This is a genomic window from Sinorhizobium mexicanum (assembly GCF_013488225.1).
Classification (GTDB): domain Bacteria; phylum Pseudomonadota; class Alphaproteobacteria; order Rhizobiales; family Rhizobiaceae; genus Sinorhizobium; species Sinorhizobium mexicanum.
Map to the genome: position 1 here is coordinate 121,291 of NZ_CP041238.1, position 17,716 is coordinate 139,006.

Sequence of the window (17,716 nt, forward strand, 5' to 3'; positions counted from 1 at the left end):
TCATCGCTCGCGGTCGGTTTCAGATGCGTTCGAGATGCGGCACTCGGATTGCGCCGCGGCAAATGCCGTTTGCGTGGAGGTCTCTCCCACGCGCCGATGAGGGACGCAGTCCGGCTGCGACGTGACGGCGACGTAAACGAGATGTGCATTGGCACTCGCGACAAGCGCGACCCCGAAGGCGATCCCGAGCGCGATGCCCGTGCGGCCGACACGCCCTCTCGAAGTGCCGCTCATCATCGTTCCTTTCTGAGATCGTGCAGGTAGGTGGCCAGTATTTTGATATCGACCGGCCCGAGCCTGTTTTCCCAGCTCGGCATCCGCCCCTGGCGCCCGTGCCAGACCGTGTCATGGATCGTCTGAAGATCGCCGCCATAGAGCCAGCTCGCATCCGTCAAGTTCGGTGCACCGAGATCGACCTGGCCGCGGGCATCGTCGCCATGGCAGGCGGCGCAATTGTTCTGAAAAATCTCCAACCCCTTCGGTTGGGTCATCGCGGCGTGATCCGATCCGCTCTTGCCGATGTCACGCACATAGGTGATCACCGCCTTGACATCTGCGCGTGGCAGCATGCCTTCCTTGCCGAAGGCCGGCATCTGAGCGGTTCTGGTGTCTGGATGCCGGGAGTTGATGCCGACGCGTATCGTTTCCTGGATTGCCTCCGGCGAGTCGCCCCAGTTCAGCACCCCGGCTGCGAGATTGGGGAAGCCGGCATTGCCCCCGGCGTCGATCCCATGGCAAACCGCGCAATTGCCGCCGAATAGCGCACGGCCCGCCTCGCGCAGCTTCTGCATCAGGTCCCCGTCCGCCTCGATCGCATCGAAGCCCTGCTTTTCTATCGCCGCACGCCAGGGCGCCTGCTCGAGCGCCGCGCGCTCGAGCTTCCGGCGAATGACATCGCGCTCGTCGTAGCCGAGGATGCCCTTGGTGTAAGTGTAGCCGAGCGGCACGGCCGGCATGAATATCCAATAGATCAGCGAAAATAACGTCGTGGCGATCAGGAAGAAGTAAACGGCCCGCGGGACTGGCGTGTTCAGCTCCTTGATGCCGTTCCACTCGTGCCCTGTCGTTTTGTGGCCCGTCAGCGGGTCACGTTCCTCTATTGCCACGGCCGGTCTTCCTTGTTGAAAATGATGACTGAGGCTTCTTCGAACTCTTTCCTTTTGGAAGGCCAGTAGGCGTAGCAAAGGACAATGATCGACAGGGCGATGAGATAGAGAAGGCCAAATGTCTTGGCGATCCAGACCAGTGTTTCGTACGAGATAGGCACGGTCACTCCGTCTCCGCAGCCGCGGTCTTCTGGTTGACGTCGACGAGATTGCCCAGGATCTGAAGATAGGCGACGAGTGCGTCCATCTCGGTGAGGCGTTGTGCGTTACCGTCGAACGTGCGGACGTTCGTGGCCTCTCCGTAACGCTCGGCCACTGCCGCCGAGGCGTTGCTGTCCGGGTTCGCCTGACCGTAGGCGTCCGCGGCGGCATTGGCGATCATCTCCCCGGTATAAGGAACGCCGACCGCCCGCTGCGCTGCGAGCTGACCCGAAAGATCGTCCATCCTCAGCGTTCTTTCCATCAGCCAGCCGTATGCGGGCATGATCGAGACGGGTACGACATCACGCGGGTTGATCAGGTGGCGGACATGCCATTCGTCGGAATATTTGCCGCCGAGACGGGCGATGTCGGGACCGGTGCGTTTCGAGCCCCAGAGCATGGGATGATCGTATTTCGACTCGACCGCCAGGCTGTAGTGGCCGTAGCGATCGACGTCGTCCTTGAGCGTGCGGATCATCTGCGAATGGCAGGCATAGCAGCCCTCGCGCATGTATATGTTGCGGCCCGCAAGCTCCAGCGGCGTATAGACGCGCATGTCGGGGGCGGCTTCGACCGTCTCGTCGATCGTGAAAAGCGGTGCGATTTCAACGATCCCGCCGATGCTGGCCGCTCCGATAATCGCAAGCGTGAGGCCGATGGCGCGTCGCTCGAGCTTGTAGTGGAGTTTGAACAAGGTGCTTACTCCGCAGGTTGCAGCGATCCACCGGCCGGCTCGCCGTAGAGAGGCTTCGACTGGCTTCCTTCGGCGTCACTCGCCAGCGGTGCGTGGCGTATCGTGAGATAGATATTGAGGCAGGCGGCCAGCGCGCCCAGCAGGAAGAGAAGGCCTCCGATCGCGCGGGCGATGTAATAGGGTCGCATGGCCACCAGCGAGTCGATGAAGGAATAGGCGAGGTTGCCGTTCTCGGTGTAGGTGCGCCACATCAGCCCCTGGATGACGCCCGAATTCCACATGGCGAAGACGTAGGTCAACGTGCCGGCCAGCGCGAGCCAGAAGTGCAGTTCGACCAGCGCCGGCGAATACATGCGGTCCCGCTTCCACAGCCAGGGGACGGACGCGTAAATCGCACCGAAGGTAATCATCGCCACCCAGCCGAGCGCGCCCGCATGGACGTGGCCGACCGTCCAGTCCGTGTAATGCGAGAGCGAGTTGACCGGGCGGATCGCCATGAAGGATCCCTCGAAGGTCGTCAGCCCGTAGAATACGGCCGCAACCATCATGAACCGCAAGGTCGCGTCGTCGCGCACGCGGTGCCAGGCGCCGTTGAGCGTCAGCAGCGCGTTGGCGGCCGAGCCCCACGAGGGGACCAGAAGAACCAGCGAGAAGGTCATTCCAAGCGTTTGCACCCATTGCGGCAGCGCTGTGTAATGCAGGTGGTGGGAGCCGACCCACATGTACATGAAGGTGATGCCCCAGAAGCTGATGATGGACATCCTGTAGGAGAAGATCGGCCGCCCTGCGCGAACGGGGAGATAGTAGTACATCATCCCCAGGAAGCCTGACGTCAGGAAGAAGGCGACCGCGTTGTGACCGTACCACCATTCGGTCAGTGCATCCTGAACCCCGGAGAAAAGCGAATGGCTCTTGGCGCCGACGATAGAGACCGGCACGGCGAGGTTATTGACGATGTGCAGCATCGCGACAACGACGATGAACGCCATGTAGTACCAGTTGGCCACGTAGATATGTGGTTCCTGGCGGCGCGATAGGGTGCGCAGGTACAGGATGAAATAGACCACCCACACGACGAGCAGCCACAGATCGGCATACCATTCCGGTTCGGCATATTCCTTGGACTGCGTGATGCCGAGTATATAGCCGGTGATGGCGAGGACGCAGAACAGGTTGTAGCCGATCAGAACGAACCAGGGGCTCAGCTGGTCCGCGAGCCTCGCACGGCTGGTGCGTTGCATGACGTAGAAGGACGTCGCAATCAGCCCGTTGCCGCCGAACCCGAAGATCACCCCGGTGGTGTGGACCGGGCGAAGGCGCCCGAAGCTCGACCACGCCCCGTCGAATGTCAGGTTCGGATTGACCAGCAGCCATGCCACCCAATCGCCCATGAAAAGGGCGAATGCGGCCCACGCCATCGTCAGCACGATGCCGACTTTGCTGGGATCGTCGTAGTAGCTGCGCAGTCGTGCGCTCGAAGGTTCGGGGTCGAAGAGATTACGCATGATCGGAACGGCCATGCCGAGCGACAGGATCAGGATGAGGAAACCGTGTGTTGCAATCGGATCGCCTCGCCCGCCAGCCGCGATCGCGACTCCCAGCAGCGACATGGCAAGCAGAATGATCAACGCTCCCTGGCGCTCGCCCTTCGTCAATTGCGACAGCATTGCCGGACTTTCCTGACTTCTTTTTGAGCGCTGGGTTGCGCCCAATGCGCCCCACCTTGGTTGCCGACGGCTGCCGCGACTAGTGATACAACAGTATAGGTAGCCGCCCGGCTCGCACGGCTCCCGCCAGATGGAAGCCGGAAGCTTCGGAGACAAAATGCCGACTAGTCATGATGGTTTGGCTTCCTCTCCAGCGCGTTTTGTCTCTCGCCTCCCACGGCTTTTGTGGAAGCATCGGACTGGCTCCTTAGCCGGCTGACGAGCGCTCGGATGTCATCCGGCGCGACGCCATCCCGCCTCATGACAAGTTGAACGATCGGGTCCTGCAGCAACTCTTCGAGGCCGAGCTCATATTGGTTGGCACCCATGCGGCACCTCCCCTCAATGTGCACCGGGGGCGCCGGAACCGGGTTTTGCGCGCTTGAGGAGAAGCACGAGAGCGAATGCGACGAGGAACGCAACGCCGATGGCAAAAAAGCAGTCACTGAAGGCCATGATGAAGCTCTCACGCCTCGCGACACGGTCGATCGCGGAAAGGGCACGCATCTGCGCCAGCTCTGTCCCCGATCCCAGCGACATGAAGCGCTGAGTGAGCGAAGCGACGCGCTCCTGCACGGCCGGCTCAAGCGGAGACAGATGTTCGGTAATGATGTTGGAGTGGAAGTGCTGTCGCCAGGTCAGCACTGCCCCGACCATGGATATGCCGACAGCGCCACCAAGATTCCGCATGACGTTGAAAAGACCCGACGCGGAACCTGCTTGCGCCGGTGCGATACTGGCGGTCGCGACGCCGGAAACCGGCTGCATGATGAACGGCAAGCTTATTGCCCGGACGACATTGGACCAGACCATCTGGTCGTATGCGGAGTCGGCGGACATGTGAATGTTCAGGAAGCAACTGATGGAAAACAACAGGCAGCCGAAGCCCAGCAAGAACCGGGTGTCGACGCAGGCCGAAAGCCGCAGGACAATCGGCACGACGAAAAGCTGTGGTATTCCCAGCCACATCATCACTTCGCCAATCTGGAATGCACTAAAGCCTTGGATTTGGGCGAGGTACCGGGGGGCAAGGTACACAGTACCGAAGAGGCCTATGCCAAGGATGGTGTTCACTGCACATCCGACAGTGAAGTTTCGGTCGCTGAAGAGCCGGAGATTGACCAAGGGCTCCTTCCGCCGAAGCTGCATGACGACGAATGCAATGAGAAAGAATGCGGCGATCCACGCATTCTTGACGATAAATTCGGAATCGAACCAGTTTTCCCGATTTCCCTCTTCCAGCATCAGCTCCAACGCTGCGAGGCCCACCGCCATCGTACCGATACCGAGCCAGTCGCCTTTTTTAAGAAGGCCAAGGCTCATCGGTTCGTCATCGAGCCCTCGCGAAAGCAAGGCAAACATGATCACGCCGGGAACGATCTGGATGTAGAATATGTACTGCCAGCCGTAGTTGTCCGAGAGCCAGCCGCCGAGCGCGGGGCCGACAGAGGGTGCTTGCGTGGCGGTAAGCCCGAAGAGCGCGAAGCCGACCATTTGCTTTGCCGGCGGCAGCTTTGTCAGGATGATGGTGAAGGCGACCGGGATGAGGGCTCCACCGAAGAAGCCGGCCAGCGCCCGAAGGACGATCATCGCTTCCAAGTTCCAGGCAAAGCCGCCGGCAATCATGAAGACGACGAAGAAGAAGACGTTGCCGAGGATGTAGCGCTTGATGCTGAAGACTCGCGAAAGCCAACCCGTAAGCGGGATAACGATGATTTCTGCGATAAGGTATGATGTCGATATCCATGAACCCTCGTCTATCGACGCACCGAGCGCACCCTGGATATCGGCGAGCGAGGCGCTCACCACCTGGATGTTGAGGACCGCCATGAACGCGCCGAGCACGCCGCCCAGTACGGACAGCCAGCTCCGGAGTGGGACGGTCGGCTCCTGGGGCGCCGACTGCGCGGTTGCAGCGAGGGCACTCATCGGTGCGAGACCTCGACTCCATCGGCCCGCGCGAGGGTTTCGCCATTTCGGGTATTGACTCTGGCGATGACCGACATTCCAGGACGCAGTTCACCTGCGAGCACACTGCCACGGTCGATCAGGATCTTGACCGGAATACGCTGAACGACCTTGGTGAAGTTCCCCGTGGCGTTGTCTGGCGGAAGGAGGGCGAATTGCGCGCCCGAGGCAGGCGAAAGGCTGTCGATCCGTCCGGTCACGGCAAGCCCGGGATAGGAGTCGACTTCGAGCTCGACGCTTTGCCCGACACGCATCTCGCCGACCTGCGTCTCCTTGAAGTTTGCGATCACATAGGCGTTGGAGATCGGCACGATAGCCAGCATCTGTGTGCCTGGCTGGACGTATCGCCCCACGCGAACCTGGAGATTGCCGACAGTTCCCGCAATCGGGGCGCGCACGACAGTGTTGTCGAGGTCGATCTGGGCAAGAGCGAGCGCCGCCCGCGACTGCGCCAAAGCCGCTGTTGCGGCAGACTCCTGTGATGCAAGCACCGAAACCCGGCCCCGCTCCGAGACGATCCTCGCCTCCGCCGCAGCGCGCGCCGCCGCAGCCTTCGTGGCGTTGCTACGCGCGAGGTCGAAGGTCTGGACCGATACCGCATTCGTCCGCACCAATTGCGCGGCTCGGTCCAGATCGGCCTTGGCGCGCTCAACTTCGGCGGCAGCGGACTGGGCCTCGGCCTCGGCCTGCGCGATGACGGACCGCTGGAGCTGTTGCTGATTTCGCACACCTTCGACCGCCGCCTGCCGCGAGGCGATATCGGCGCGAGCTTGATCGACTCGAGCCCGATAATCCCGATCGTCGACTCTGAACAGAACCTGCCCAGTCTGCACCGTTTGGTTGTCGACGACCTCGACGGCCGTGACGTAGCCCGAGATGCGTGGAGCCAGCAGCGTGACGTCTGCGCGAACGTAGGCATTGTCCGTCGTCTCGACATACCGCCCCTCGGTCCACCAATGCCAACCGTATCGGGCACCATAGGCGAGCGCGGCGGTGGCAAGGAGGACGAGGACGACGTTACGGACGATTTTCCGTTTCGGGTTCTTCTCTGGCATACGTGCTCTCTAGGTACTGATCGTTACCCTTGATCGATAACGGTTAGTACCTTACGGTGCAAGAGCACGAATGGAGAACGTCGATTAAATGAGCAAAATCCAGCAGACCGCCCACGAGCGCAGGCAAAGACGCGGTGGCGCGGAACTTCGCACCGCGATTCTTGAGGCGGCGTCAGAAATCTTCCTGGAGGAAGGTTATCAAGGAGCGAGCATCGAAGCCGTCATCGGAAAGGTCGGCGGTTCGAAGCGGGCGATTTACAGCCACTTTGGCGGCAAGAAGGAATTGTTCCTGGCGCTCGTTGCCGAGGCATCGAGCAAGGTGATCGGGGGGACCTCGCCCGAGAACGTCGAGGGCAAGGATATAAGAGACACGCTCAGGACGTTTGGCCTGCAGGTGACCCGCGTTTTGATGGCGCCAACAACGCTCGGCTTGTACCGCGCTGTAATAGCCGAGGGCGCGCGTCAGCCGGACGTGGCGCAAGAGTTTTTCGAGAATGGCCCCGGCAGGGTGAGCGAGAGCCTGGCGCAGGTCTTGGAGCGGTTTCAGGCCCGTGGTGCGATCTCGATCAAGGACAGCGCGCGGGCGGCCGAGCGCTTTGTCGGCATGTTGCGCGATGACCTGTACCTGCGTGTCGTCCTCGGCCTTCGCGCCCCGCTGGACGAGACCGAAATGGTTGAATCGGTCGAGCAGGCGGTCGCCATCTTCATGCACGGCATCGCGGCCCGGGACTCGTAGGAATGGATGCGGATGCGGGACATCCGACTGCCTGTGACGATCGTCCGCTGAAACGATGAGCCAGCCTGAACCTGAGGTTCAGTGTGCCGGGAGCAGGATTTCCGTGTAGAGCTCGGACGGATCAGGCTCCGGATCATGCGTGGCAAAATCGGTCGCCTTGTTGACGATGTCGCGCACCTCGCTGTCCATCGCCTTCAGATTGTCTTCAGACAGCTTCCAGTCCTCCTGCAGCCGGCGGCCGACCAGATCGATGGGATCATGCTCCTCGCGAACGCGGGTCACCTCATCCTTCGAACGATACTTCGCCGGATCGGACATCGAGTGGCCGCGGTAGCGGTAGGTGTGCATCTCGAGGATGTAGGGGCCCTTGCCGGCGCGGGCATGCTCGATAGCCTTTTGCCCGGCGGCGTAGACGGCGCGGACGTCCGTGCCGTCCACCTGCTCGCCGGGAATGCCGAATGATTCACCGCGTTTCGAGTAATCGGTCTGGGCCGAGGCGCGGCTCATCTCCGTGCCCATGGCATAGCGGTTGTTCTCGATCACATAGACGACGGGCAGCTTCCACAGGGCGGCCATGTTGAAGCTCTCGTAGACCTGGCCCTGGTTGGCCGCGCCCTCGCCGAAATAGGTCAGGCAGACATTGCCGTTATCCCTGTAGCGGTTTGCAAACGCGACGCCGGTGCCGAGCGATACTTGGGCGCCAACGATGCCATGACCTCCAAAGAAGTGCTTTTCCTTGGAGAACATGTGCATGGAGCCGCCCTTGCCTTTCGACAGGCCGCCGCGGCGCCCCGTCAACTCGGCCATGACACCGTTCGGATGCATGCCGCAGGCGAGCATATGGCCGTGGTCCCGGTATCCGGTGATCACCTGGTCGCCCTCTTTCGTCGCCATCTGCATGCCGACGACAACGGCTTCCTGGCCGATATAGAGGTGGCAAAAGCCGCGGATGAGCGTCATGCCATAGAGCTGCCCGGCCTTCTCTTCGAAGCGGCGGATCAGCAGCATCTCGCGATAGGCGTGCAAATCTTTTTCCCTGCCGAATTTCGGTGCCATGATTTTCTCCCGACATCTCTCGTCAAATGACCATGCCCCGCCCAATCGAAGGGTGGTCAGGTCCCGGCGGGCAAGCGTATTCATCTCGATCAGGCCGTCGCCGCCGACCCGAGAGCGCTGGTCCGCGTAATAGAGCCAGGAGCCTTCGAGCGTAACCTAAACCTATGTGTAGTCACACCGGTCCTGTGGCCCGCGGAGATCAGGGGCGGGGCAGGTCGATGCGGTGGTCGAGGCTGCGCCGACAAGATAGATGCTGCCTAAAAAACGAGCCAGCTTCGAAGAATCCCGAATCCGTGGATGTATGTCGCTCCAAGGAGGGTGAGGACACCAAACGCAAGCACGCCCCGGCTGACCGGTTTCGAGCTGTGCCGCACGCGGAGAGCGTGACGCATCGGCTCTGGACGAAGGGGTTCGCGTCGTTGTGGCACTGAATGCGCGCGAGCAGTCTCGCCCGCCTTGGCTGTTACCCGAGGTAAGCGCAACAGATTGCCCTCGCGAACGACCAGCACCATCGAGCCACGGTACTTTACCGCCAGGTAAGTTACTCGGCCGTTCCTTGTGCCTGTCGGGCCCGCGTCCCTAGGGCTTGTGTCCGTCGGGCTCGTGCGCATGAAGGTTCTCCGATCTGGAGGTTGCCTTGCAGGCGACAAGAGTCGCTCAAGGCGGCCTCCAAGAGTCCTTCGTCTGTCGAGTCCGAACAAGTTATACAGTCGTATGCCGAAGCGCGTGTGAGCCGCCAGAAGGACGTGTCCTGCAATCGCGAGCCAAATGCCTGAAGACTTACGTCATCCACTTCCGGTGCTTGGAAAACCGTTCCGCCAGGAGATCGACGAACAGGCGAACCTTTGTAGGTTGATGACTGCGGTTCGGATAGACCGCATTGATACTCAGCTCAACGGCCCGATATTCTGGCATCATCCGCATTAGCCGCCCTTCGGCGAGATCCTCGAACACTACGAAGCTCGGCGCGAGAAAAATGCCTTGGCCTGTGAGCGCCATGTACCGCAGCGTTTCGGCGCTGTTTGATACAAGATTGCCTCCCACTTTCGCGCTCTTCTGCCGTCCCTTGGCGTCCTCGAAGCGCCATTCGTCGCCGTAGGGGTAGTAGGTGTAGCGCAGGCAATTGTGTCGCGAGATTTCGGCCGGTGTTGTTGGCGCGGCATGCGCCCGAAGATATTCCGGCGAACAGACAAGGATATGCCGCCAAGCCGTGAGCTTCCGCACGATCAAGGTGGAGTCCGGAAGCGGTGTCGTGCGGATCAGGAGGTCATAGCCATCTTCGATCATGTCGACGGCCCGCTCGCCCACGTCAAAGTCGACCGAGACTGATGGAAAGAGCGCCATGTACTCGCTGATCACAGGCAGCAGTAAAGGCACGATTGCCGAGCTCGTGTAGATCTTCAGCATGCCGCGTGGCGTGGCGCTCAACGCTGCAGCGGCTTGATCCGCGTCCTCCAGATCGATGAGGATTTGCGCGGAACGCTCATAGTAATACTTGCCGGTCTCAGTCAGGCTCACTTTTCGTGTGGTGCGGTTGAGCAACCGTACACCGAGATGGTTCTCGAGTGCTTGAACATGGTTGCTCACCATCGTGACTGACATCTTGAGACGCCGGGCGGCGGCGGAAAAGCCACCACATTCCACCACGCGGCCGAAGACGACGAGGCTGGTCAGTCGATCCATCTTGTCCCCTGATTATCCACTGAGAGTTGATTATCCTTTCCGATTTGGGGAGATTATCAAGAAACACGCTTTCTGGCATTTTTCATCTGATCGGCGCGTCCTGCCCGGTCCGTCGAGATAAAGGTCGGCTCGTCGCCTGAAAGGAGAAGAGGGCTATGGCCAGAATGCTCGACATCGCACCGCCTTCCGAGGATCTGGATCCGCGCAACGCTGATGGCACCGGTGCTCTGCTGGGCATCATCGATTGGCTCGCTGGCGACGAATGCCATGCGACGGCTGAAGCGGGCCTCCTTTCCGGTCTCGGCCGCCGCCTGTGCGCTTTGGGCGTTCCCATCGATCGCATGACGCTTCACCTGATGACGCTGCATTCGGAACTGATTGGCCGCAGCATCGCCTGGGCACCCGGTGAGCCGGTCGAAATCTACGATCGCGAGCACGGGTCCCGCGTTGCCACCGCGGACACGCCACTCCGCAAGATTATGGACACCGGCGAACCACTGCTGCTCGTAGGTCCCGGCGAAAGCCCGCATGGTCGCTGGCAACATCTCGATGTTTTTGCAAATCGCGGCCTCATGCAGTTGATGATCGCACCGCTCTGCAATGCTGATGGTCCGGTCGGCGCCGCCGCCTTCGGCACCAGACGGCCGGGCGGGTTTACGGCCTTCGATCGCCAGGTGATAAAGCGTATTTTGCCGGCGCTACGCAATGCCAGTGAGCTGCGTATCCTGCGTCAGGTCGAGCTCAGCCTTCTTGATACCTATATCGGGCCGATGACGGCGCAGCGCATCCTCGCGGGCCATATCCGCCAGGGCGAGATCGAATCCATGGAAGCCGCGCTCTTGCTCTGCGACCTTCGCGGCTTTACCGAGCTCTCCAATCGGCTACCCGGTGAGGCGGTCCTTGGCCTGCTGAACGCCTATTTCGACAGGATCATTCCGGCGATCACCCGAGAAGGCGGCGAGGGCCTGCGCCTCGGGGCTTTCCGCCGCCCAGGCGATTGTCGAGGAGATTGACCGCTTCCAACATCAAGGCATCGGCCTCAAGGTCGGCATCGCTCTGCACTACGGCCAGGTCAGCTACGGTAACATCGGCTCCGGCCGGCGTCTCGACTTCACGTTGATCGGAGCCGATGTCAATCTTGTCAGCCGGATTCAATCAGTTTGCAGCGAACTCGGGGAAGCCCTCCTGATGTCGGAGCCGTTCATGAGGGAAGTGGAGACGGGCTCCGCGATCTCTGCCGGGCTACATTCTCTCAAGGGTTTCCCTGAGAAGTTCGAGCTTTTTTCGGTCGCCTCCAACGACCCCGGATCGTTGGATCGATTTCCATCCGTCCGACGCGAGGTCGACTAGATGTGACTCTTGATGGCTGCCAGGATTTTTGCATCCAAGGTGATGAAGTCAGCGCCGCTCTTCGCCGCCGGTGCTGATCTCTGGCCTGGTATATATACGCCGAACTGCTCGAGGCGGCTGACCTGTTCGGCGATGCGAGTGCCGAAGTCCTCTTCGATCGCGCTCGGGGACAGCGCGATAACGGTCAAGCCGGTACCGGGGCATTCAGCGCCGGATCTGAAATCGGGCGCGTCGAGTGACCAGGATGCGCCCGACAGACCCGCCGCCAGAACCTCGACCATCAAGGCAATGTTGGCTCCTCGTGATCCGCCAAAGGCAAGCAGCGCTCCTCGCAGCGCCTTGTGCGGATCGATGGTCACCTCGCCGTTTTCATCGGTGGCCCATCCCTCGGGAATAATGCGCCCCTCTGTGGCAGCCCTAACGATGTTGACGAATGCCGTAGCGCTCGACGACTGATCGATGACCAGCGGCCGTTCTGATCCCGGCAGCGGAACGCCGAAGGCGAGCGGGTTGGTCCCATAGACAGCCTTTGCGCCCGGTGCCGCAGCTACCACCGCAGGACTGTTGGCCACCGCAAGCGAGACCAGCCCGTCGATAGCCAGGCGCCTGACGTAGTATCCCAATTCTCCTGCCGTATAGCTGTTCTTCTGCGTGAAGATTGCCACACCGAAGGTGCGGGCGCGGTTGACGAGATCCCCAAAAACGAGGTCGAAGCCAAGCTGGGCGATTCCGCGATTGGCATCCGCGTGAATGAGCGCCGGAAGCCGATGCACGATGCGGGGGCTCGCACGCCCGTCAATGCGGCCGTCTCGCAGGCTCTGCAGGTAGTCCAGGAAATGTGGAAACCCCAGTTCCTCGCGGCCGACCTCGATGGCAGACAGCGTCGCGTCGACGAGCGACTTTGTCATCAAATGGCTGGCACCTGCGGAGAGGCAGGCCTCGGTTGCGAGCGACCGAGCCTCGGCAACGGGTAACGTGATCCGCTCATCCGTCATCAGAGCTCCAATGCGACTTTCCTGCCTTCGTAGAAGGCAAAAGGAGCCTGCCGCGGGGCCGCGCAATCTCCGATTTGGTGGAACGCCAGGTCCTGACCCTGCAGATCGTGGGCAAGCCAGTTTGCCGACATATTTGTCGTGGCGAGGACGAGACAGTCGCCCTCGACGAAGGATTGCTGCCCGGTGTTGTGGTCGACGATCGTGGCCCCGTTCCCATGCCATTCGACGACGCTGACTTCGACCAGCGAGTTGACGTTGAGCCTGCTCAGGATCCGCCGGAGCGGCACGTCGGCCGTTGTTCGCTGGAGTTCCTTGCCGATGAACGGGTCCGGGGAGAGAATGGTGACCTCGTGGCCGTCCTCGGCAAGCTTCCAGGCCGTGCCGCAGCCCCGCCAGCCACCGCCTTCGTCGAGGAGCAGAACGCGCTTTCCAGGTCTTGCTTGACGCGCCATGATGGCCTCGACGGCGAACACGTTGCCTTTCTCCATTCCAGGCAGTGTCTCGACCGCGGGCAGGGCCTTTTGAAACCCGGTTTCCGGCGAAAGTGAGCCCGTCGCAAGGACGATGGAATCGGCGCCGTAATCCGAAATCTCCGATGCCTCGAGATAACAGTTTAGACGCACATCGACCTGCAGCTTGGCCAGCTGGCGCTCATACCACTGAATGAGATCGAGGATCTGCCCGCGACGTGGCTGCATGCCGGCGAGGAGGAAGCTGCCGCCAAGCCGGCTCGAGGCTTCCACAAGCGTGACCTTGTGACCTCGCTCCGCAGCGACCCGTGCCGCTTCCAACCCTGCCGGCCCGCCGCCCACGACGAGGACCTTCTTCGGTTCGGCAGTCCGGGTAAAGCGGTCTCCGCCCCATTCAAACTCCCGTCCGGCGGACGGGTTGATGAGACAGCTTATCCAGTAGTCGCGCGAGCGCCGGCCCCAACACATCTGATTGCACGAAATGCATCCCCTGATGTCGTCCGGGCGATCGTCGCTTGCCTTTCGGGCCAGATGCGGATCAGCGATCTGGCCGCGGACGATGGACACCAGGTCCGCCGCCCCTTCGCCGAGTACGGTCTCGGCGTTTTCCGGCGTTCTGATATGACTTTCGGCAATGACCAGCGCCTTCTTCACAGTCCGCTTGAGCGTCGCCGCCAGGTCGGCCCCGAGTTTTTCGGGGTAGAGGAAGGTGGGCATCAGCTTGTGGAAATCCAGATAGCCGCCGGACCCGCAGGTGACGTAGTCGATCAGCCCCAGTTCGTCATGCATGCCGACGATCTCGGCAAGCGCCTCCCTGGAGAGCGCAACGCTGTAATCCGGCTCGTCGCTGACAGCGAGGCCGACGATGAAGTCGGATCCGCAGATTGCCCTGATCCTGGTAAGGATCTCCCGTGACATTCGCGTGCGGTTTTCGAGAGAGCCGCCCCAATCGTCGTCCCGGCGGTTCGACCAAGGCGTCCAGAATTGATCGACCAGGCCGAGATAGGCGGCCCAGACCTCGACGCCGTCGAAGCCCGCCTCCTGGCATCGGCGTGCCGCCTGGACAAAGCCGTCGATCGTTTCCCAGATTTCCGCCTCGCTCATCGGATGCGAGCCATCGCTGTCATGATAGCTCGGAAGACCTGACGGCGACCAATGCGGGTGATAGGAATTGTCCGAGTCGCCGTGAGCGCCGATATGATAGAGCTGCTGAATGGCGACAGCGCCATTGTCCTTGATGGCGGCGGCAACCTTTCTGAAATGCGGGATCACGCTGTCGTCCGAGGGGCGAAAGTTCCCCCGCGTCAGCACGGCGGCGGGATGGACCGGCATGGGTTCCACAACGATCATCGCTGCTCCGCCGATCGCCCGCTCGGCGTAGTAGGCCGCATGCCGCTCGGTCGGAAGGCCGCCTTCGGCCATGTTCGCCGTATGGGCTCCGAAGACGATCCTGTTTCTTAGGGTGCGCCCACCCAGTTCGATAGGTGAGAACAGGTGTGGGAAGAGCTTGGGCATCAGGAATCTCCGGCACGGGGAACGGGGGTCGCGCGCTGATCTTCGCGTCAGGTCGTGTGAGTGCTTGCCGGCCTACAATGCCCTCGCCAGAGAGCCGCCGTCGTAGGACGGCGCGCCATGGGAGTTGACCATCGCACCGGCAAGCTGACGCAGGTTGACCGTCCCGATCGGTTTTCCGCTCGGACCGACAACGGCGACATCGCCATCGGGGCCTTTGGCTATCACACGCATGGCATCCTCGATGGTGGTTCCGGCCGGGATCGTGATCGCGTCCGGTGAGAAGCCCGGCCGCGCCGGCGCCATGACGGCCTCGACGTGGACGACGCGCCCGCGGTTGACCTCCTTGACGAAGTTCGCGACGTAGTCATCGGCGGGTCTGAGCACGATGTCCTGGCTGGTGCCCTGCTGGATGACTTCGCCATCGCGCAGGATGGCGATCTGGTCGCCCAGCCTCAGCGCCTCGTCGAGGTCGTGAGTGATGAAGACGATGGTCTTCCTGATCTCCTTCTGCAGGTCGAGAAGGACCGTCTGCATATCCGTGCGGATCAGTGGGTCGAGCGCCGAATAGGCCTCGTCCATGAGGAGCACCGGCGCATCATTGGCCAGCGCGCGGGCCAGGCCGACGCGCTGCTGCATGCCGCCCGAGAGCTGGTTGGGGTACTTGCCCTCGAAACCTTTCAGCCCGACCCGCTCGATCCAGCGCATGGCCACATCGACCGCCTTCGCGCGCTCGACACCCTGGACCTCGAGCCCGTAGAGGGTGTTATCCAGAACGTTGCGATGGGGAAGAAGCGCGAACTTCTGGAACACCATCGCGGTCTGGTGCCGGCGGAATTCCCGCAGTTCGAGCTCGTTCATTTTCACGACATCGACCCCGTTCACCAGCACTTCGCCGGCGGTCGGATCGATCAGGCGGTTGATGTGCCGGATCAGCGTCGACTTTCCCGAACCGGACAGACCCATGATGACCTGGATGCAGCCCGAGGGCATCTCGATGTTGATGTCTTTCAGGCCGAGGACATGGCCGAACTTCTCGTTCAACTCGGTTTTCGAAAGGCCTTTTCTGACGGCCTCGACATGCGTTGCAGCGTTCGATCCGAAAATCTTGTAAAGGTTGCGGATCTTGATGCCGTCGAAATGGTGATCAGCCATGGACGATCTCCCGGTGCTTCTGGAGTCGCTTGCCATAGGCCTGGCTGACCCGGTCGAAGATGATGGCGATGCCGACAATGGCAAGGCCGTTGAAGATTCCGAGCGTGAAGTACTGGTTGGCAATCGCCTTCAGAACCGGCTGGCCGAGGCCCTGGACACCGATCATCGAGGCGATGACGACCATCGCGAGCGCCATCATGATGGTCTGGTTGATGCCGGCCATGATGGTCGGCAGCGCCAGCGGCAACTGCACGTTCTTGAGCTTCTGCCAGCTCGACGAGCCGAAGGCGTCGGCCGCCTCCAGAACGTCCTTGTCGACCAGGCGAATGCCGAGATCGGTGAGCCGGATCATCGGCGGGATGGCATAGATGACCACCGCGATCAGCCCCGGAACCTTGCCGATGCCAAGCAGCATCACGACGGGAATCAGATAGACGAAGCTCGGCATCGTCTGCATGACGTCGAGCACCGGGTTCACCAGCCGCTGCAGCCGGTCGGAACGGGACATCAGGATGCCGATCGGGATGCCGATCGCGATCGACAGGAGCGTGCAGACGAAGATCATCGAGATCGTCCGCATCGTGTCGTCCCACATGTCGAAGTAGCCGATGGCCAGCAATGTGACGAGACAGCTCAGCACAATCTTCCAGCTCCTGCTCGCGCCCCAGGCGACCGCTAGGACGATCAGGGTGATGATCGGCCACGGCGTGTGCGTCATGAAGCGTTCGGCAGCGATCAGGAAGTGCTGCAGGGGCGAGAAGAAGCCCTCGATCGCATCACCGTATCCGCGCGTGAACGCCCTGAATCCCTCGTCGATCGCCTTCTTCAGACTGCGCAGGGAGTCGTCGTTCATGTGCGGGAATTCATAAAACCAGTCCATTCGGTTCCCCTTTTTGAAGAAGCCGGCACATGTTTTTTTCTGTTTTTTCGGCAGGATGAGTGCGGCGCGCCGTTGCGCGCCGCATGTTGAGGTATCAGAGCGCCGCCTTGACCTTCTCGGCGGCCTCCGGAGAGACCCACTTCGTCCAGATGTCCTCGTTCTCTTCGAGGAAGTGCTTGGCGCCTTCTTCGCCGCTCGCCTGGTTGTCGGTCATCCAGGCCATCAGCTTGCTGACGGTGTCGTTGCTCCAGGAGCGCTTGTTCAGGTAGTCCATGACCTCCGGGCCGGCCTTCTCGGAGAAGGGCTTGGCGACCAGCGTCACGATGGTGTCGACCGGCCACGCGCTTGGCTTCGGGTCAGGGCAATCGGCCACGGTAACGCAACGCTTCCACTCGGCCGCGTCTTCCGGAACGCCGGGTTCCAGCTTGACCATTTGATATTTTCCGAGGAGCGCTGTTGGCGCCCAATAGTAACCGACCCAAGCCTCCTTGGACTCGTATGCCTTGGCGATAGAGCCGTCCAAGCCGGCGGCAGAACCGGTGTCGACGAGCTTGAAGCCGGCTTTCTCGGCATCGAACGCCTTAAACAGCTGAGACGTGACGACGGTGCCGCCCCAGCCCTGGGGGCCATTGAAGATCGCGCCCTTCTTGGCGTCTTCCGGATCGGGGAACAGGTCCGGGTGCTTCAACATGTCGGGAATTGTCTTGATGTCCGGATGGGCGTCCGCGAAATATTTGGGGATCCACCAGCCTTGCACGCCGCCATCAGGCAGCGGAGAACCGACCTTGATGATACGGCCCTCTTCCGTTCCCTTCTTGACGACATCGGGCAGCAGGTCGATCCACGCCTCCGGCGCGATATCGGGCTCGCCCTTTTCCGCCATGGAGGTGATCGTCGGGACGGTGTCGCCGATGGTGATTTCGGCGTCGCAGCCATAACCCTCGTTCAAAATGATCTTGTCGAGATTGGAGAGCACTTCGGCGCTCTGCCAGTTCATGCTCGCGATGGTCAGCGATCCGCATTCTGCGGCGCTGGACGCGGACGCACCTCCCAGTACACCAAGCATGAGGCAAGTCGATGCAAGTAGATACTTCATTGCCGTTCCCTTTTTTCTGGATTGTGGCGGCTTTAGTTAGCGAAGCTGACCTG

At 61.3% G+C, this 17,716-nt stretch carries 16 protein-coding genes and 1 pseudogene; 2 read left to right on the forward strand and 15 right to left on the reverse strand.

What is annotated here, in order from left to right:
* From FKV68_RS00520 to FKV68_RS00555, 8 genes are all read right to left on the reverse strand, one after another.
* A complete protein-coding gene (locus tag FKV68_RS00520) occupies positions 1-234 on the reverse strand; it encodes a hypothetical protein (protein WP_180939620.1) in 234 nt (77 codons plus the stop codon).
* Positions 234-1,106 carry a cytochrome-c oxidase, cbb3-type subunit III gene (gene ccoP, locus FKV68_RS00525; RefSeq protein WP_180939621.1) on the reverse strand — a complete coding sequence of 291 codons (873 nt, stop codon included), beginning with the start codon at positions 1,104-1,106 and terminating at the stop codon, positions 234-236. Before ccoP ends, FKV68_RS00520 begins: the two co-directional genes overlap by 1 nt.
* On the reverse strand, positions 1,097-1,273 hold the full coding sequence (locus tag FKV68_RS00530) for a cbb3-type cytochrome c oxidase subunit 3 (RefSeq protein WP_342454834.1): 177 nt from the start codon (positions 1,271-1,273) through the stop codon (positions 1,097-1,099). The genes ccoP and FKV68_RS00530 overlap by 10 nt, the downstream gene beginning before the upstream one ends.
* Positions 1,270-2,001, reverse strand: coding sequence for a cytochrome-c oxidase, cbb3-type subunit II (gene ccoO / locus FKV68_RS00535; protein WP_180939622.1), 732 nt, complete (start codon positions 1,999-2,001; stop codon positions 1,270-1,272). Before ccoO ends, FKV68_RS00530 begins: the two co-directional genes overlap by 4 nt.
* Positions 2,002-2,006: 5 nt before the next feature.
* Positions 2,007-3,668: a cytochrome-c oxidase, cbb3-type subunit I gene (gene ccoN / locus FKV68_RS00540; protein WP_180939623.1), complete on the reverse strand. Its 1,662-nt coding sequence runs from the start codon at positions 3,666-3,668 to the stop codon at positions 2,007-2,009.
* Positions 3,669-3,832: 164 nt separating this feature from the next.
* Complete coding sequence (locus FKV68_RS00545) at positions 3,833-4,036, reverse strand: hypothetical protein (protein WP_180939624.1); 204 nt, start codon at positions 4,034-4,036, stop codon at positions 3,833-3,835.
* Positions 4,037-4,049: 13 nt separating this feature from the next.
* A complete protein-coding gene (locus FKV68_RS00550) occupies positions 4,050-5,636 on the reverse strand; it encodes a DHA2 family efflux MFS transporter permease subunit (RefSeq protein WP_180939625.1) in 1,587 nt (528 codons plus the stop codon).
* Positions 5,633-6,730, reverse strand: coding sequence for an HlyD family secretion protein (locus FKV68_RS00555; protein ID WP_180939626.1), 1,098 nt, complete (start codon positions 6,728-6,730; stop codon positions 5,633-5,635). Before FKV68_RS00555 ends, FKV68_RS00550 begins: the two co-directional genes overlap by 4 nt.
* Before the next feature lie 88 nt (positions 6,731-6,818).
* Between FKV68_RS00555 and FKV68_RS00560 the strand changes: the two genes are divergently transcribed.
* On the forward strand, positions 6,819-7,466 hold the full coding sequence (locus tag FKV68_RS00560) for a TetR/AcrR family transcriptional regulator (protein ID WP_180939627.1): 648 nt from the start codon (positions 6,819-6,821) through the stop codon (positions 7,464-7,466).
* Between the two features lie 78 nt (positions 7,467-7,544).
* Here FKV68_RS00560 and pdhA read toward each other — a convergent pair whose 3' ends face one another.
* Positions 7,545-8,522, reverse strand: coding sequence for a pyruvate dehydrogenase (acetyl-transferring) E1 component subunit alpha (gene pdhA, locus FKV68_RS00565; protein ID WP_245181995.1), 978 nt, complete (start codon positions 8,520-8,522; stop codon positions 7,545-7,547).
* 780 nt (positions 8,523-9,302) lie between these two features.
* On the reverse strand, positions 9,303-10,205 hold the full coding sequence (locus FKV68_RS00570; RefSeq protein ID WP_180939629.1) for a LysR family transcriptional regulator: 903 nt from the start codon (positions 10,203-10,205) through the stop codon (positions 9,303-9,305).
* 155 nt (positions 10,206-10,360) lie between these two features.
* Between FKV68_RS00570 and FKV68_RS00575 the strand changes: the two are divergent.
* Positions 10,361-11,555, forward strand: a pseudogene (locus tag FKV68_RS00575) (adenylate/guanylate cyclase domain-containing protein).
* On the opposite strand, the gene FKV68_RS00580 reads toward FKV68_RS00575, so the two are convergent.
* The 5 genes from FKV68_RS00580 to FKV68_RS00600 all read right to left on the reverse strand — a co-directional run bounded on the left by FKV68_RS00580 (position 11,552) and on the right by FKV68_RS00600 (position 17,663).
* Positions 11,552-12,550, reverse strand: coding sequence for an Ldh family oxidoreductase (locus tag FKV68_RS00580; protein ID WP_180939630.1), 999 nt, complete (start codon positions 12,548-12,550; stop codon positions 11,552-11,554). The pseudogene FKV68_RS00575 and the gene FKV68_RS00580 sit on opposite strands and share 4 nt — an antisense overlap.
* On the reverse strand, positions 12,550-14,535 hold the full coding sequence (locus FKV68_RS00585) for an oxidoreductase (protein ID WP_180939631.1): 1,986 nt from the start codon (positions 14,533-14,535) through the stop codon (positions 12,550-12,552). Before FKV68_RS00585 ends, FKV68_RS00580 begins: the two co-directional genes overlap by 1 nt.
* A 72-nt stretch (positions 14,536-14,607) precedes the next feature.
* The gene (locus FKV68_RS00590) at positions 14,608-15,687 is read right to left on the reverse strand and encodes a quaternary amine ABC transporter ATP-binding protein (protein WP_180939632.1); all 1,080 of its coding nucleotides are present in this window, start codon (positions 15,685-15,687) and stop codon (positions 14,608-14,610) included.
* The gene (locus FKV68_RS00595) at positions 15,680-16,567 is read right to left on the reverse strand and encodes an ABC transporter permease (RefSeq protein WP_180939633.1); all 888 of its coding nucleotides are present in this window, start codon (positions 16,565-16,567) and stop codon (positions 15,680-15,682) included. Before FKV68_RS00595 ends, FKV68_RS00590 begins: the two co-directional genes overlap by 8 nt.
* A 94-nt stretch (positions 16,568-16,661) precedes the next feature.
* Positions 16,662-17,663 (reverse strand): ABC transporter substrate-binding protein, encoded by a 1,002-nt coding sequence (locus tag FKV68_RS00600; protein ID WP_180939634.1) that lies wholly within the window; start codon positions 17,661-17,663, stop codon positions 16,662-16,664.
* Between the last annotated feature and the right edge of the window lie 53 nt (positions 17,664-17,716).

Bases quoted from the DNA above. Each gene is read 5' to 3' on its own strand.
- FKV68_RS00555 (WP_180939626.1), bottom strand. From the start codon at position 6,730: ATGCCAGAGAAGAACCCGAAACGGAAAATCGTCCGTAACGTCGTCCTC.
- FKV68_RS00590 (WP_180939632.1), bottom strand. From the start codon at position 15,687: ATGGCTGATCACCATTTCGACGGCATCAAGATCCGCAACCTTTACAAG.
- FKV68_RS00520 (WP_180939620.1), bottom strand. From the start codon at position 234: ATGAGCGGCACTTCGAGAGGGCGTGTCGGCCGCACGGGCATCGCGCTC.
- FKV68_RS00585 (WP_180939631.1), bottom strand. From the start codon at position 14,535: ATGCCCAAGCTCTTCCCACACCTGTTCTCACCTATCGAACTGGGTGGG.
- FKV68_RS00550 (WP_180939625.1), bottom strand. From the start codon at position 5,636: ATGAGTGCCCTCGCTGCAACCGCGCAGTCGGCGCCCCAGGAGCCGACC.
- FKV68_RS00595 (WP_180939633.1), bottom strand. From the start codon at position 16,567: ATGGACTGGTTTTATGAATTCCCGCACATGAACGACGACTCCCTGCGC.
- FKV68_RS00570 (WP_180939629.1), bottom strand. From the start codon at position 10,205: ATGGATCGACTGACCAGCCTCGTCGTCTTCGGCCGCGTGGTGGAATGT.
- FKV68_RS00580 (WP_180939630.1), bottom strand. From the start codon at position 12,550: ATGACGGATGAGCGGATCACGTTACCCGTTGCCGAGGCTCGGTCGCTC.
- pdhA (WP_245181995.1), bottom strand. From the start codon at position 8,522: ATGGCACCGAAATTCGGCAGGGAAAAAGATTTGCACGCCTATCGCGAG.
- FKV68_RS00560 (WP_180939627.1), top strand. From the start codon at position 6,819: ATGAGCAAAATCCAGCAGACCGCCCACGAGCGCAGGCAAAGACGCGGT.
- FKV68_RS00600 (WP_180939634.1), bottom strand. From the start codon at position 17,663: ATGAAGTATCTACTTGCATCGACTTGCCTCATGCTTGGTGTACTGGGA.
- FKV68_RS00545 (WP_180939624.1), bottom strand. From the start codon at position 4,036: ATGGGTGCCAACCAATATGAGCTCGGCCTCGAAGAGTTGCTGCAGGAC.
- ccoN (WP_180939623.1), bottom strand. From the start codon at position 3,668: ATGCTGTCGCAATTGACGAAGGGCGAGCGCCAGGGAGCGTTGATCATT.